General features: G+C 65.6%; 14 protein-coding genes and 1 tRNA gene. 6 read left to right on the forward strand and 9 right to left on the reverse strand.

The window, feature by feature from the left end; genetic code table 11:
- Positions 1 to 1092: 1092 nt before the first annotated feature.
- Positions 1093 to 1326 carry a hypothetical protein gene (locus tag CAL28_RS01625; protein ID WP_094839676.1) on the reverse strand — a complete coding sequence of 78 codons (234 nt, stop codon included), beginning with the start codon at positions 1324 to 1326 and terminating at the stop codon, positions 1093 to 1095.
- A gap of 535 nt (positions 1327 to 1861) precedes the next feature.
- Between CAL28_RS01625 and CAL28_RS01630 the strand changes: the two genes are divergently transcribed.
- Together CAL28_RS01630 and CAL28_RS01635 are read left to right on the forward strand one after the other, a co-directional pair.
- On the forward strand, positions 1862 to 3091 hold the full coding sequence (locus tag CAL28_RS01630) for a CaiB/BaiF CoA transferase family protein (RefSeq protein WP_094839677.1): 1230 nt from the start codon (positions 1862 to 1864) through the stop codon (positions 3089 to 3091).
- A 156-nt stretch (positions 3092 to 3247) separates the two neighbouring features.
- Positions 3248 to 4765, forward strand: coding sequence for a 3-hydroxyacyl-CoA dehydrogenase (locus tag CAL28_RS01635; RefSeq protein WP_094839678.1), 1518 nt, complete (start codon positions 3248 to 3250; stop codon positions 4763 to 4765).
- Between the two features lie 106 nt (positions 4766 to 4871).
- Here CAL28_RS01635 and proB read toward each other — a convergent pair whose 3' ends face one another.
- From proB to rplU, 4 genes are all read right to left on the reverse strand, one after another.
- Entirely contained in the window at positions 4872 to 6008 is a 1137-nt protein-coding gene (proB, locus tag CAL28_RS01640; RefSeq protein WP_094839679.1) for a glutamate 5-kinase, read from the reverse strand.
- A 79-nt stretch (positions 6009 to 6087) separates the two neighbouring features.
- Positions 6088 to 7218, reverse strand: a complete 1131-nt coding sequence (gene obgE, locus CAL28_RS01645) for a GTPase ObgE (protein WP_094839680.1) — start codon at positions 7216 to 7218, stop codon at positions 6088 to 6090.
- 176 nt (positions 7219 to 7394) lie between these two features.
- Positions 7395 to 7655 carry a 50S ribosomal protein L27 gene (gene rpmA / locus CAL28_RS01650; RefSeq protein WP_094839681.1) on the reverse strand — a complete coding sequence of 87 codons (261 nt, stop codon included), beginning with the start codon at positions 7653 to 7655 and terminating at the stop codon, positions 7395 to 7397.
- A 31-nt stretch (positions 7656 to 7686) separates the two neighbouring features.
- On the reverse strand, positions 7687 to 7998 hold the full coding sequence (gene rplU / locus CAL28_RS01655; protein WP_066631807.1) for a 50S ribosomal protein L21: 312 nt from the start codon (positions 7996 to 7998) through the stop codon (positions 7687 to 7689).
- 324 nt (positions 7999 to 8322) lie between these two features.
- On the opposite strand from rplU, the gene CAL28_RS01660 reads away from it, so the two are divergent.
- From CAL28_RS01660 to tam, 4 genes are all read left to right on the forward strand, one after another.
- Positions 8323 to 9288 carry a polyprenyl synthetase family protein gene (locus CAL28_RS01660; protein ID WP_094839682.1) on the forward strand — a complete coding sequence of 322 codons (966 nt, stop codon included), beginning with the start codon at positions 8323 to 8325 and terminating at the stop codon, positions 9286 to 9288.
- A gap of 15 nt (positions 9289 to 9303) precedes the next feature.
- Positions 9304 to 9380: transfer RNA gene (locus CAL28_RS01665), tRNA-Pro, on the forward strand.
- Positions 9381 to 9789: 409 nt separating this feature from the next.
- The gene (locus CAL28_RS01670; protein ID WP_094839683.1) at positions 9790 to 11061 is read left to right on the forward strand and encodes an MFS transporter; all 1272 of its coding nucleotides are present in this window, start codon (positions 9790 to 9792) and stop codon (positions 11059 to 11061) included.
- Between the two features lie 18 nt (positions 11062 to 11079).
- Positions 11080 to 11913 (forward strand): trans-aconitate 2-methyltransferase, encoded by an 834-nt coding sequence (gene tam, locus CAL28_RS01675; RefSeq protein WP_440588344.1) that lies wholly within the window; start codon positions 11080 to 11082, stop codon positions 11911 to 11913.
- A 119-nt stretch (positions 11914 to 12032) separates the two neighbouring features.
- Here tam and CAL28_RS01680 read toward each other — a convergent pair whose 3' ends face one another.
- The 4 genes from CAL28_RS01680 to CAL28_RS01695 form a co-directional block, all read right to left on the reverse strand.
- Complete coding sequence (locus tag CAL28_RS01680; protein ID WP_094839685.1) at positions 12033 to 12377, reverse strand: cupin domain-containing protein; 345 nt, start codon at positions 12375 to 12377, stop codon at positions 12033 to 12035.
- Positions 12378 to 12390: 13 nt separating this feature from the next.
- Positions 12391 to 13131, reverse strand: coding sequence for a YqcI/YcgG family protein (locus CAL28_RS01685; RefSeq protein ID WP_094839686.1), 741 nt, complete (start codon positions 13129 to 13131; stop codon positions 12391 to 12393).
- Between the two features lie 89 nt (positions 13132 to 13220).
- On the reverse strand, positions 13221 to 14516 hold the full coding sequence (locus tag CAL28_RS01690) for an MFS transporter (protein ID WP_094839687.1): 1296 nt from the start codon (positions 14514 to 14516) through the stop codon (positions 13221 to 13223).
- Positions 14513 to 15139 (reverse strand): hypothetical protein, encoded by a 627-nt coding sequence (locus tag CAL28_RS01695; protein ID WP_094839688.1) that lies wholly within the window; start codon positions 15137 to 15139, stop codon positions 14513 to 14515. Before CAL28_RS01695 ends, CAL28_RS01690 begins: the two co-directional genes overlap by 4 nt.
- Between the last annotated feature and the right edge of the window lie 147 nt (positions 15140 to 15286).

Consider the following 15286-nt stretch of genomic DNA (forward strand, 5'->3'; position numbering starts at 1 on the left):
TGTACTCCGGGGAAGTGGCGCGCGATAACCGCAGCCGCTTCGGCTGGCGACCCCGCGGCGCTCCGGTCGCCGCCCGGCGAGGAGCGGCCAGGGACGCAACCGTAACCAACTCGTTATCAGACGTATCGCCGAAGCGGCCGATTATGGTGAGACGGTGGAAACCCTGTCAATGCGCGTTAGCGAGAAGACAACGGTTTGCGGGGGAGGGGGCGAGGAAAGGCGGACTGCCAATGCCGCCGTCGAGCCGTCCGCTCCCCAGGTGGGGGAAGAGGCGGGTTCGGCTGGAGGGATGGAGAGGGGGAAGGCGTCCGGCGCGCGGACACACCGCGGCCAGGGCCGCCGGTTCTTCGCGGAGGGCGCGGGGAACCGGCAAGCCCGGTAATGACCGGCGTCGCGACGCACATTACTCTTGCGGCGCGACGCCGGTCATTACCGTAAGGCTGCGCCACCGCCTCGGACCGGAATACGGCCGCTGCGATGGCAACTGCTGCTACGACTGCGGGTACTGCTACGTCAACTACGACTACAGACACTGCGGGTACGGCTACGTCAATGGCAACTACGAACTGCTGATGCTGCTACTTGCGACACTGCTGCTACGGCTACTGCTGGTGCTGGTGCTGCTACGACAACTGCCACTGGTGACAACTGCTACTGCAACTACGACTGCGACAACGGCCGCTACTGCCAGGGCACTGCAACAACGACGACTGCGGCCACGACAACTACCACTGCTGCAACAACTTCAACTGCGCTACTGCTACCTATCGCTAAACAACCGCGGGGTGTCGTTCCACGACTCGGTGCTGCTCTACAAGACACCGCCGCGTTCACAACGCACTGCTACTTGCTATTGCCACTGCTGCTACGGCTACTGATACGCCCACAGCGGGCGACAGGCATGACGGCCTTGTCGGACACTGTGGCGCCTAACGCGCGGGTCGCATCGACGGGTCGCGGCCGGCCTGTGGCACGGCAATCGGCAACCTGGACGCGAATTCCACCGGCGCAAAGGCGCCTTTCCTATACGGCTTGCGAGCGAAACAAAGTCTGCTCAGCCAACCGTGCGGGGCGTCTGTGCCGGCGGGTTTCTTACCACTGCGTACCGCTGAAACGGCCCGATTGCTGCTGGGCGCGGCTCATCGTGTCTTGCACTTCTTCGATGAAGCTGAAGAAGGCGCCAATACCGTGGGCAACGGCGCGGGCGGCGCGCTTGATGGCATTGACGGGGTGGGCGGCGGGTTGCGTGTTCAAGGTGTTCTCCAGGATGTCGCGTTCGAGGGCGTCGGTAAGACGAAGATTCTGGTTCAGGGCGATGTGGGTCATGTCGGTCTCCTTGCGTATCGGGTACTGCTTGCTTGGTGAAAACCATTATAGGGAAAACCCGTAGTGCAACGCAACAAAAACCTAGGGCAAACCCTAGGTTTGTTGTAATAAGACACGACGCCCCCGGGGGATAGGAAAAAATCCCTCGCAATATCAAGGCATTAGTAAGGCCTCGCGGGCCGGCCGCTGCCTTCGGGAGACCCGTGGCTTTCTTCCAGCGCCGTGCCCGGGCGATTTCTAGCCGGCCGGCACAATGCGTCCCCTTTTAACCAGGCGAATCTCACGATGGTCGCTTGGCGGGGCTGCTTCGGGTACGCGCCTCACCGGCCGCCGGGGCGATGCCCCGGCGGCCGGGGATCGGCGATGTGGCGGGCGCCCGTCCGCATGCCCATGGGGAGGAAGGGCGCCTAGCGCGCCCACCTGAATGCCCTCAATTCCGGACGCTTCGGCCCGGCGGTGGCTGCTGGGGAGAATATGTCAGGCACAATACCCAATTCCCTTTCATGCCCCTGGCCAACCCCTGTATCCGGCGTCCATGTCCACTCGTCCTCCTCCCCTGACCGGCATCCGCGTCCTAGACCTGACCCGCGTACTGGCCGGCCCCTGGTGCACCCAGAACCTCGCCGACCTGGGCGCCGAGGTGATCAAGATCGAACGGCCGGGCAGTGGCGACGATACCCGCGGCTGGGGTCCCCCGTACCTGAAGGACGCGGAGGGCAACGAGACTACGGAGGCGGCCTACTATTTGTCGGCCAACCGCAATAAGCTTTCCGTCGCGCTGGATATCGCCACGCCGCGCGGCGCGGACCTGGTCCGGCAGCTCGCCATGCAAAGCGATATCCTGGTCGAAAACTTCAAGGTGGGCGGCCTGCGCAAGTACGGCCTGGACTACGACAGCCTCAGCCGGGCGAATCCCCGCCTGATCTACTGCTCCATCACTGGCTTCGGGCAAACCGGTCCCTATGCCAGCCGTGCCGGCTACGATTTCATGATCCAGGGCATGGGCGGACTGATGAGCATCACCGGCGAACGCGACGATTTGCCGGGTGGCGGTCCGCAAAAGGCCGGCGTCGCGGTGGCGGACCTGATGACCGGCATGTATTCCGTGACCGGCATCCTGGCGGCGTTGTTCGAGCGCGAGCGCAGCGGCCTGGGGCAACACCTGGATATGGCGCTGCTGGATTGCCAGGTCGCCATGCTCGCCAATCAGAACCTGAACTACATGACGTCCGGCAAGGCGCCCGGCCGGGCCGGCAATGCGCACCAGAACCTGGTGCCCTATCAGGTGTTCGCCGTCAGCGACGGCCACATGATCGTCGCGGTCGGCAACGACAGCCAGTTCCGCGCGTATTGCGGCGTGATCGGCCTGCCCGAGCTGGCCGACGATCCGCGTTTCGCCACCAACCCCAAGCGGGTGGTGAACCGCGAAGCGCTTGTCCCGATCCTGGCCGAGCGCATGGCGCAGGGCGAACGCGACCATTGGCTGGCCGAACTCGAAAGCGTCGGTGTGCCGGCCGGCCCCATCAATACGCTGGACCAGGTCTACGAAGATCCGCAAGTCCGCTTTCGCGAAATGCGGCGCGAGCTGCCCCATCCGGTGGCCGGGACGGTGCCGATCGGCGCCAGCCCGCTACGGTTTTCCGGCAGTCCCGTGGAATACCGCCGCGCCCCGCCCATGCTGGGCGAGCACACAGAGCACGTGCTGCGCGAAAGACTGGGCCTGTCGGACAGCGACATCCGCGCATTGGCGGCCGGCGACCAATAAAGTCGTCAAGCGCCCGCGCCTGCCGGACGCCGGCAGGCGACGAATACCCGGCGGCGATAGGCGCGATGGAAATCCGGCGGCGATAGATATTCGGCGGCCGTTCGCCCGCGGAAAAGCGCGGCGCGGCCTCTCAAGGCATCATCAGGAGACCACATCATGGCAGGGACCATCAACATTATCGGCATCGTCGGCGCGGGCGCCATGGGGCGCGGCATTGCGCAGATCGCGGCGCAGGCCGGGCTGACCGTCCGTTTGTACGACGCGAACGCCGACGCGGTGGCCGCGGCGCGCGGCAACCTGGAGCAGACCTGGGGCAAGCTGGCCGAAAAAGGCAAGCTGACGGCGCAGGCCGCGCAAGAGGCCCTGGCGCGCATCGTTCCGTGCGCCGGACTTGCCGACCTTGCCGATTGCCAACTGGTGGTCGAGGCCATCGTCGAACGGCTGGAGGTCAAGCGCGAGGTCTTCAAGCAATTGGAAGCCGTCGTCGCGGACGATTGCATCCTGGCATCCAACACCTCGTCGCTGTCGATCACCGCCATCGCAGCGGCCTGCCGCCTGCCGTCGCGGGTGGCGGGGTATCACTTCTTCAACCCCGTGCCGCTGATGAGGGTAGTGGAAATCGTCGATGGCCTGCGCAGCGATCCGGCCGTGGGCGATGCCTTGACCGAGCTCGCCCGGCGCATGGGCCATACGCCAGTGCGCGCCCGCGATATGCCCGGTTTCATCGTCAATCACGCGGGCCGCGGCATGAACACCGAAGGCCTGCGCGTGGCGCAGGAATCGGTGGCGTCGTTCGCGCAAATCGATGCCATCATGCGCGAGCAGGCGGGCTTTCGCATGGGGCCTTTCGAACTGCTGGACCTGACCGCGCTGGATGTATCCCACCCGGTGATGGAGTCGATCTACCGGCAGTTTTTCGACGAGCCGCGCTTTCGGCCCTCGCCGATCACCACCGTGCGCCTGGCCGGCGGGCTGGTGGGGCGCAAGGCGGGCGAGGGCTTCTACCGTTATGTGGATGGCCAGAAGCAGGTGCCGGCCGAGCCCGCGGTGCCCGCCATGCCGGCTGGCCTGAAGGTATGGGTGAGCGGCATCCATCCGCAGGGCCATGCCGCGGTATCGGCGCTGCTGGACCAAATGGGCATCGAGCGCGCGTCGGACAGCCTCGCGCCGGATGACGCGCTGATCGTCGTCACGCCGTATGGCGAGGACGTGTCCACTGCCGTATTCACCCAGGGACTGGACCCGGCCCGCACGGTGGGCGTGGATGCCCTGCATGGATTCGATCCGAAGCGTCGCCGTACGGTCATGGCATCGCCGGCGACCTTGCCGCAATGGCGGGATGCGGCGCATGCCCTGTTCGCGGCGGATGGCGCGCCCGTCAGCGTCATCGAGGATTCGCCGGGTTTTGTGGCGCAGCGCATCGTGGCCACCATCGTCAATATCGCCTGCGACATCGCGCAGCAACGCATCGCGACGGCGCAGGACATCGACAAGGCGGTCACCCTGGGCCTGGGCTATCCCATGGGGCCGCTCGCCATGGGGGACCTGCTGGGCGCGGCAAGGATCCTGGAAATCCTGCGCAACATGCAGCGCGTGACCGGCGACCCGCGCTATCGTCCCAGCCTGTGGCTGCAGCGCCGCGTGCAGTTGAAGATGTCGCTGCTGGAGGGGTAATGCGGTATTGGGCCGATCCGGCGCGGACACCGCCGCGGCCGGGGTGGTGCCCGGCCCGGGGCCTCGGGCTGCCGGGCCTTCAAGGCTTCGATACGCCGCCGGGCGCCTAAAGCACCACCAGGTTGTCGCGGTGCACGAGCTCGGGCTCGGTCATGCTGCCCAGCAGGGCCTCGATCCGCGACGAGGGCTGGCGCATGATGCGCCGGGCGTCGGCCGCGGAATAATTGACCAGCCCGCGTGCGCATTCCTGGCCGGCCGCGTCCACGCATGCCACCACATCGCCGCGTTCGAAATCTCCTTGCACGTCGACCACGCCGATGGGCAGCAGGCTTTTGCCTTCCTGCCGCAGCGCGCGCACGGCGCCTTCGTCCAGCACGACCCGGCCGCGCAGGCGTAGATGGTCGGCCAGCCATTGCTTGCGCGCCGACCAGACGGGCAATACCGCGCGCAGCTCGCTGCCTATGCATTCGCCCCGCGACAGGCGCACCAGCACGTCGCGTTCGCGGCCGGATGCGATGACCGTGTGCGCGCCGCTGTGCGCCGCGCGCTTGGCCGCCAATACCTTGGTCAGCATGCCGCCGGTGCCGATGCCGCTGCCCGCGCCGCCGGCCATGGCTTCCAGCGCGGGGTCGCCGGCCTGGGCATGCGAGACGAAGCGGGCGTTGGGATCCTTGCGCGGATCGGCTTCGTACAGGCCGCGCTGGTCCGTCAGGATGACCAGCGCATCGGCTTCGATCAGGTTGGTGACCAGCGCGCCCAGCGTATCGTTGTCACCGAAGCGAATCTCGTCGGTGACCACGGTGTCGTTTTCGTTGACGATCGGCACCACGCCCATGCGCAGCAGCGCGAAGAGCGTCGAGCGCGCGTTCAGGTAGCGGCGGCGGTCCGCCAGGTCTTCATGGGTCAGCAGGATCTGCGCCGTGCGCAGGCCGTATTCCGCGAAGGCGGCTTCATAGGCCTGGGCCAATCCCATCTGTCCCACGGCGGCGGCGGCCTGCAGTTCGTGCATGGCCGACGGGCGCTTGCGCCAGCCCAGCCGGGCCATGCCCTCGGCGATGGCGCCGCTGGAGACCAGCACCAGTTGCCTGCCCTGCTGGCGCAGTGCGGCGATCTGCTGGGCCCAGTGCGCGACGGCGGCGCGATCCAGCCCGCGGCCTTCGTTGGTGACGAGCGTGGATCCTACTTTGGCGACCAGCCGGGTGGCGGAGGCGATGACGGATACGGCAGTGGTGTCGGCGGACATGACGAAGGCCGGAACGTATACGGGTGGCGGGCGGTAAGCCGTCCGCGCGAATCGCGCGGCGGAGGATTGCGATTATGGCTTATTCGTCACCGCCGCGCGGCGCGGCGTCCGTGCGCGTATCGTCGAAACGCGGGTCTTCGGCGACGTAGGTGCCGTCGGCCTGGTCCTGCGCGACCTGGTCCTTGTGCCTTTCCGCATCCAGGTAATCCTGCAGCGCCCAGATCAGGTCCTGGGTGCCTTCGCCCGTCAGCCCGGATACGGTGTAAACCGGGCCGGACCAGTCGAATTGCTCGCAGAACCGCGCCTTCAGCGCCTGTGCGTCTTCGGACGGGACCATGTCCAGCTTGTTCAATACCAGCCAGCGCGGCTTGGCCGCCAGATCGGCGTCGTATTTGCGCAGTTCCTCGACGATGGCGCGCGCATTGGCGACCGCCTGCGGGATCGGATCGGCTTCCGGGTCCGGCGAGGACACGTCCACCAGGTGCAACAGCACCCGGGTACGCGCCAGGTGCCGCAGGAACAGGTGGCCCAGGCCGGCGCCTTCGGAAGCGCCTTCGATCAGGCCGGGAATATCCGCCACGACGAAGCTGCGCGCCGCCGACGTGCGGACCACGCCCAGGTTGGGGTGCAGGGTGGTGAACGGATAATCGGCGATCTTCGGCCGCGCATTCGAAATCTTGCTGATCAGCGTCGACTTGCCGGCGTTCGGCAAGCCGAGCAGCCCGACGTCGGCCAGTACTTTCAATTCCAGGCGCAGGCGCCGCTGCTCGCCTTCCTTGCCCGGCGTCCATTGGCGCGGCGCGCGGTTGGTGCTGGACTTGAAATGCAGATTGCCCATGCCGCCCTGGCCGCCGGCGGCCAACACGACTTCTTCGCCGTGCCGGCTAAGGTCGAACAGTTGTTCGCCGGTGTCGGCGTCGTGCACGATGGTGCCCACGGGGACGCGCAGCACAATGTCGGCGGCGGCCGCGCCGTACTGATCGGAGCCACGGCCGTTTTCGCCGTTGCGCGCGCGATGCAGGCGGGCATAGCGGAAGTCGATCAGCGTATTGATATTGCGGTCGGCCACCGCGATGATGCTGCCGCCGCGGCCGCCATCGCCGCCGTCGGGCCCGCCCTTGGGGATGAATTTTTCGCGGCGAAAGCTCGCCACGCCGTTGCCGCCTTTGCCGGCAATGACTTCGATGGTGGCTTCGTCGACGAATTTCATGATGGCGATGCGCGTGCTGCCGCGCGATTCCGGTTTGGATTAGAGAAGAATACGAGCGCCCCTGCCATGCCGACAAGTCGGCCGGGCGGCCGCGGGGACTTCATGCGGCCCAATGACAAAAAAGCCCTGCCGCGCGCGACAGGGCTTTCTCGTGGTGCGGATCGAAAATCGCGCGCTTATTCGGCGGCGACGATCGATACCGTCTTTTTGCTCAGCGCGCCCTTGGTGGCGAACTGCACCTTGCCGTCGACCAAAGCGTACAGCGTGTGATCCTTGCCCATGCCGACGTTCACGCCGGCGTGAACGCGGGTACCGCGCTGACGGATGATGATCGAGCCGGCCGGGATCAGTTGACCGCCGTAGGCCTTGACGCCCAGTCGCTTCGATTCCGAATCGCGACCGTTCCGCGTAGAGCCGCCGCCCTTTTTCTGTGCCATGTTTAGCTCCTGCTATGGATACCGGTGCGCGTCAGGCCGTAATGGCCTCGATGCGGATTTCGGTGTAGTTTTGACGGTGGCCCTGATGCTTCTGATAGTGCTTGCGACGGCGCATCTTGAAGATCGTGACCTTGTCATGCCTGCCATGCGCAAGAACGGTCGCCTTGACCACGGCGCCGGCGACGATGGGCGTACCAACTTTCAGCTGGTCGCCTTCGCCCACGGACAGAACCTGGTCCAGGGTGATTTCTTGCCCAATGTCAGCAGGTATCTGTTCTACCTTGAGTTTTTCGCCGGCTGCGACACGATACTGCTTGCCGCCGGTTTTTATGACCGCGTACATGGGTAATTTCCTATAAGGGTGATCCAGCGCCTGAAACGCTGAACTCGTGATTCTAGCCCGGGCGCCTGGCGATGTCAAAAAGTCCCGGCAGGGCAACGAGTTACGTGTCGCGCCCGCGGTACGGGGAGACGGGCCGCCGCCCGCATTCCCGTCTGTCCCGCCCGCATTCCCCGCCGGCCTGCCGCGGGATCGGCTAGCGTCCGCGGCGGGCGCGGTGCTGTCAAAGTGACACCGTATAATTCGCTGGACCCCGGCCGGCTTGCATGGCGGGCGCGGGCCTGCTTCATGAGCCTTGGCGCTCGTCTTCTACCACCCGGACTCGTCTTGAATCTCCCCGAGCTTATTGCCCCTGTTGCCGACGACATGAAGGCCGTTGACGCCGTCATCCGGGCCCGGCTGAATTCCGACGTCGTGCTCATCCGGACGATAGGCGACTACATCGTCGGCGCCGGCGGCAAGCGCATGCGCCCCGCCTTGCTGCTGATGATCGCCCGCGCCCTGGGCTACACCGGCACCCATCACCATACCCTGGCCGCGGTGGTCGAATTCATCCACACCGCGACCCTGCTGCATGACGACGTGGTCGACGAATCCGACCTGCGGCGCGGGCGCCAGACGGCCAACGCGGTCTTTGGCAACGCCGCCAGCGTGCTGGTGGGCGACTACCTGTATTCGCGTTCCTTCGAAATGATGGTCGATGTCGACTCGATGCGGGTCATGGCCATCCTGTCGCAGGCCACCACGGTCATCGCCGAAGGCGAGGTCCTGCAACTGTTGAACGTGCACGATCCGGATGTCTCGCAGGACCGCTATCTGCAGGTGGTCCGCTACAAGACGGCCAAGCTGTTCGAGGCGGCCGCGCAGGTGGGCGCGGTGCTGGCGAAGGCCACGCCGGAACAGGAACAGGCCGCCGCCGCCTACGGCCGCCATATCGGCACGGCCTTCCAGCTGGTCGACGACGTCCTGGACTATGGCGGCGACGCCGCCGCGCTGGGCAAGAACGTCGGCGACGACCTGCGCGAGGGCAAGCCCACCTTGCCGTTGATACGCGTGATGGAGGTCGGTACGCCGGCGCAGCGCGAACTGGTGCGGACCGCCATCGAAACCGGACACGCCGACTTCGAAGCCGTCGCCGCCGCCATTCACGCCACCGATGCCCTGAGCCACGCCATGGAAGCCGCCCGCGCGGAAGCCGAATTGGCGCGGCAGGCGCTGGCTGGCTATCCCATTTCCGTTTATCAGCAATCCCTGCTAGAATTCTGCGCTTTCGCGGTAAACCGCGATCGATGATCGATAGATCGATAACGGGGCGTAGCTCAGCCTGGTAGAGTACTGCGTTCGGGACGCAGGAGTCGGAGGTTCGAATCCTCTCGCCCCGACCACCCTTGCAAGGGTCGGTCATTCCCGAATCATCGGTGCAGGTTCGCTTTCTTTTCCGCAATATCCCGCGGGCAGGAAAGCAAGGATCCCGCGCCGAGACGATAAGCCGAAGCTGCTCGCGCAGTTTCGGCTTTTTGTTTTCCAGCCAGCGCCATGGCGGAGCTCATCGTCGATGAGCTATCTGCTTTACCGATAGCCCCCATCCAATAAATTCAGTTCCCGGAATACGCGTTCCTTCTTACGCTATCCCTGTTCCGCCACGCCGGCGAAGTCCAGCCCCGCTTTTCCCGCGTCGCCGCTATTCGACCGCGATGGCGGCTTCCCCGGCGGCAAATGCAGGCGACGTCATTCGCGTCGACGCCAGGCGGACAACCCAGGCTCATCGCGAGCAGGCAATAGGAAGTGGCAGAAATGGAAAGCGCATCGAGAGGTCCGGACTACGTCGAACGCAATCGCCTGCATTGGCGGCGCAACCTGGCGGTCTGCGTGTTCGGCTCCTTCACCACGCTGGTCAGTCTTAGCATGCTGCTGCCTTTCCTGCCGTTGTATGTGGCGCAGTTGGGAGAGACCGCGCCGGCCGCGATCGTGCAATGGTCCGCGGTGGCGTTCGGCGCGACATTCTTCGGTACCGCCATCACGGCACCGCTGTGGGGGCGGCTGGCGGACCGCTATGGCCGCAAGCCCATGCTGGTGCGCGCGGCCATCGGGATGGCCGTTGTGATGTCGCTGATCGGTCTTGCGCAGACCGTGACGCAACTGGTGCTGCTGCGTCTGGTAGCGGGCCTGATCGGCGGCTATGCGTCGGCCTCCATCGTGATGATAGGCACGCAGGCGCCGCGCGAACGGGCCGGCTGGGCGCTGGGTGTGCTGTCGACGGGAGCCCTGGCCGGGAGCCTGGTCGGGCCCCTGGTCGGCGGATTCCTGCCGGGGCTGGTGGGCATCCGCGGGACGTTCTTTGCCGGTGGGGCGATGATCGCCGTCGCGGCCATCGCCACCATCGTGCTGGTCAAGGAAGACTTCGACAGAATCTCCGACGCCAAGCTCCGCAGCACGGCGGACGGCCTTCGCGTCGACGGGCCCCGGCGCATCCTGCTGTTCGCCCTGCTTGCCACGGCCATGATGGTGCTGCTGGCCAATATGTCGATCGAGCCGATTATCACGGTCTACATCGGTCATCTCGGCGTGGGGCCGCAGGCGCAGGCACGCACCGCGGGCATCGTCATGGCGGCATCCGCCCTGGGCAGCATGCTGACCGCGCCAAGGCTGGGCGCGCTCGCCGATCGTATCGGCAGTTGGAACGTGATTGTCGGTTGCCTGGTGGCCACGGCGATACTGATGGTGCCGCAGGCGCTGGTGACCGAATGGTGGCAGCTGGCCATTCTGCGCGGCCTGATGGGCATGACCATCGCGGGGCTATTGCCTTCCATCGCCAAGCTGGTGCGGCAGGCCACCGCCGATGGACATTCCGGCAAGGCGCTGGGTTATCTGCAGTCCGCGCAATTCAGCGGGCAGGTCATCGGCCCGCTCATGGGCGGGCAGGTCGGCGCGCATATCGGCTTGGGATCGGTCTTCTACGTCACCGCGGCGCTGCTGCTGCTATGTGCCGCGCTGAATCAATGGGCCAAGACCCATGCGGCCGCCATGGCGGCCGGCCCGCGCCGCGCGGGCATCACGATGTCATGATGCCCTGACGTCAAGCACGTGAAAGGTGGCCGCGCGTATCATCGAATCTCCTTCGGCAACCGGAAGTTCGCCATGGCACAAGACAAGTGGTCTTCCAGGCAGTACCTGATATTCGAGAACGAGCGCACCCGTCCGGTGCGCGACCTGCTGGCCGCCGTGCCCGTCGCCGAGGCCCGCGAGGTCATCGACCTGGGCTGCGGACCGGGCAATTCCACAGAGGTACTGGCGCAGCGCTTTCCGACGGCCAACGTGTCCGGCCTGGATAGCTCGTCGGACATGATCGCCGCCGCGCGCAAGCGCATGCCGCAGGTGAACTTCGAGGTGGCGGATATCCATACGTGGAAGGCGCCTACCGCCTACGATGTGATTCTGTCGAACGCGGTGTTCCAGTGGGTACCCGGTCACGAAACCGTGTTTCCCGCCCTCGTGGCCAAGCTGGCGCAGGGTGGCAGCCTGGCGATCCAGATGCCCGATACGATGGAAGAGCCGCCGCATCGCATGATGCGCGAGCTGGCCGCGGACGGCCCCTGGTCGGGCAAGCTGAAGGACGTCAGCCAGGCGCGCACCGCATTGCATCCGGCGCAATGGTATTACGAGCTGCTCCAGCCGCATTGCAGCCGGGTGGATATCTGGCGCACCACCTACTATCACGTGCTGCAGGACGGGCCCTCCGCCATCGTGGAGTGGTTCAAGGGCAGCGCGTTGCGGCCGTTCCTGGATCCGCTGGACGAAGCGGAAAAGCAAGCCTACCTGGCCCGCTATACCGAGATGATCGAGAAGACCCACCGGCCCGTGGCGGACGGTTCCGTGCTGCTGCCGTTCCCGCGCCTTTTCATGGTGGCGACGCGCTGAAGCGTCCGTTACCCGCGGGCCGTCGCGTCGGCCCGGTGAAGGCCGCGGCGTGGCGGCGGTCCCGCTGGAATGCCGGCGGTACGTGCGGCCACTGAAACGGCCGCACGCTCGCCGGGCGGTTACCATGCGCCGCAGTATTGGCCGGCCCGCTCCTTGATGGACGGCGCCAGCCGTTCGAACGCGATCAGATAGATCGCGCCTTCCGACGATGCCGTGGACCCATGCACCGTGCCGGCGGGCAGGTCGATGACATCGCCCTTCCTGCACACATAATCGACGCCGTCGGCGTAGACGGTCAACGTGCCGTCGACGATGATCAGCGTTTCATCCGTCGGATGGCTGTGCGTGCGGTGCTCTTTGCCGGGTGCGTCGCGCTGGACTTCGATGCAGCCCTGCCGCGGCAGCAGCGCCCGCAGCCCGGTGGCCAGATCGATGTCGCCAAGCAGTCCCTTGATGACTTCCATGGTGTCCTCGCTTTCAGATTTCGGTTTCGGATGCCAGGTCGGCGGCGCGCATGGCGTGGAAGGGGCAGCCGGAGACCGGCCGGTTGTCGTCCCCCAGGAAGTACTGCTTGTACTCGCGGTTGGAGGGATCGCCGTAGGCGCCAAGGTCGGCCGACGGCGGGATCATGTCGTAGGTCGCCAGGCGGTCGCGCACTTTCGATACGCTGGCATCGCGCGCGCGCTTGCTGCCCAGGATATTGTCGAAGACCCAGCGCGGCTGGAAGGTAATCATGAACGAACTGGCCCGGCGGCTTTGCCGCTGCACGTGCGCCGGCGTATTGCATACGACGAAGATCGGTTCGCCGGCGAAGCAGAATTCCCAGTGCGGCGAATCCAGTTCCGCGGGGATTTCGGCCGGCCATTCGGTATCGTCCAGGGCCGCGAGTTGGCCGAGCAGGGCCCAGAACTTGGCGCGATAGGCCTCCAGCGGCAGCAGCGGACGCGGCCGGAAGAATACGATGAGCGAGGTGTTGGGGCCGTAGGTGCGCGATTCGGCGACGTAGGCGCGCAGGTTGCGCGCCAGCCCTTCGATGTCGTCCTCGTCGAGGAAAAGATAGCGCAGCTGGTCGGCGCGATATCCCGCCACGCCGAAGATGCAGGGAAAGGCCCGCGTATCGCTGTTGAGGGTGCTGGCCAGTTCCTGGAAAAGGATGGCCTGCCAGGTACCGCCGGCGTGGCGTTGTTGGACTTGAATACGGCTGAGATAGTCTTTCACGGCTTTGTCTACCCATTCAGGTGGAGGGAACTGAATCGACTTGCCATGACGCGCGCGCGGCGTGATGCCGCACCGGCGCGATGAGGGGGTTAAGCTTGATGCGCCATGCGCATCGCAGCCGCGCCGATACAGCCCAGGGCCGAGACGGCCGCCATGAATAGAACGAATCCGGTATAGCCCTGGGCGGTGTAGGACAAGTGGCCGGGACTACCCGTGGCCGAGGCGGCCAGCAGTGATCCGACCAGCGGCTGCACCAGCGCGGCCGTGATCCCGGCCAGCGTGGTGTTGAAGGAGGCTCCGATGCCGATCATTTCGGTGGAGTACAGCTTTCGTACCGCTTTCAACACCAGCGGGACGGTGCCGCCGGCCACAAAGCCCAGGACGCTGAAGCAAGCGATGGCGTAGAGGTAACCCAGCGATGCCAGCAATGCCGGAAGCAAGGTAAGCAGGATCGCGGCGCGCACCAGGCAATTCCACAGCAGCGCGCGCCGCACGTTGCGGACGCGATCGGACAAATGGCCGAGCAGGATGGAGCCGGCCACGTTGCTTACCAGGAAAGCCAGGATGCAGGTGCTTGCCTGGTCCTTGCTGATCGACAGCGTATCGCGGACCATGGGTAAGCCCCATACGCCAGATAGTGTAGTGACTGAAGCGAAGTGCGACGCGAAGACGATCGCGCATCCCCAGCTGCCGGCATTGCGCAGGCGCGTGCGGAACAGGCGCAAAGTCTGCCCCAGCCGGGGCAGCAGTTCCTTCGCCGCCAGCGGGGCCTGGTCCGTTCGGGGGAACACGATGGCCGACGCCGCAAGGTTGACGGCGATGACGCAGGCGACGATGGTGAAGCATTCGCGCCATCCCACCGCGGACACGGCGTAGGCCAAAGGGGTGGTGGCGATGGCGCCGCCCAGATAGCCGGATACCTGCGATAGCCCCGACATCAGGCCGAAGCGGCTTTGCTTGAACTTCAAGGCCACCAGCTTGAGCATGGCGGTGAAAACCAGCGCGTCGCCGCAGGCGACGACCAGGCGCGCGGCGAAGGCGGCGGGAACGCTGTGCGCCAGGGCAAAACACGCCGTGCCGGTCAGGGAGACCAGCAGGCTGCCGAGCAGGACGCGCCGCACGCCCAGCGTATCGACCAGGATGCCCGCCGGGATCTGCATGGCCAGATAGCCGTAGAAATAACCCGAGGCCAGCATGCCCAGGCCGGCGGCGTCGATGGAGAACGACGCGGACAGCTCGTTCAGCATGGATTGCGGCGCAAGCCGCTGCATGAACGCGATCGAATATGCCAGGGCGATCAGGATCCAGGACGCGTAGACGCGCGCGGTCGGCCGGTCGCGGTCCAACGGCAGCGACGGGGTGGAAAGCGATGCGGCCTTGCTCATGACAATGTCGGTCGGCGAACGATACCCAGTGAGAACAGCGCGTCGGAAGAGTTGGGGGCCAGCGTCGCGATGCGCTTGCCGACGTGTACCGCCACGCCGCGATAGGACGGCTTGCGGTGCTTGATATGTCCGTAGACGTCGCGCATGACCAGCGCGGGCAATTCCAGGACGCGGTCGGGATACAGGCGCTTGGCGGCCAGCACCGCGAGGGCCAGCAGGCCGGCCCGTCCGCCGTTTTCCTTGGGCGGGTCGGCCTGCAGGTCCGGCACGACCTCGGCGCAGCGACGCGCGTTGGCCAATGCCACGATGGCATTGCGGGTCCGCCAGCAATACAGCAGCCGCGATTGGTGCGGCCGCTGGCGGAAGGCCTCAGCGAAGATCAGATCCGTGACATCGCTGTACAACCCCAGGCCGTGGTAGGGTGGCGCCAGTTCGGTACCGGATCGGTACAGACAGAGGTCGCCGTTCATATCGAAGTACTGGTAGATCGAAAACCCAACGAGCTCCTTATCGGCATGAACGAGTACCAGGCCGTAACCGCTACGGAAAGGACTATGGGTCGGCGTCCAGTGCGGTTCGGTGACATCCCAATTCATACCGATAAGGCGATTGAAGGCTTCCATGGTGGAGGCGCGATCTTCCGCCGGAAAATCCTCGGCCCTAGGGAACGACCTGAGGGAGACGGTCTTTCCGTTCGAGAGAAGCTTTATCGGCATCGCGCAGCCCTGCCTTCTATATCGTTCTAGTGAAATACTTTTGGAACCGTTCGT

Origin of the sequence: Bordetella genomosp. 11, assembly GCF_002261215.1 — a bacterium.
In the GTDB taxonomy this organism is placed as follows: domain Bacteria; phylum Pseudomonadota; class Gammaproteobacteria; order Burkholderiales; family Burkholderiaceae_B; genus Bordetella_C.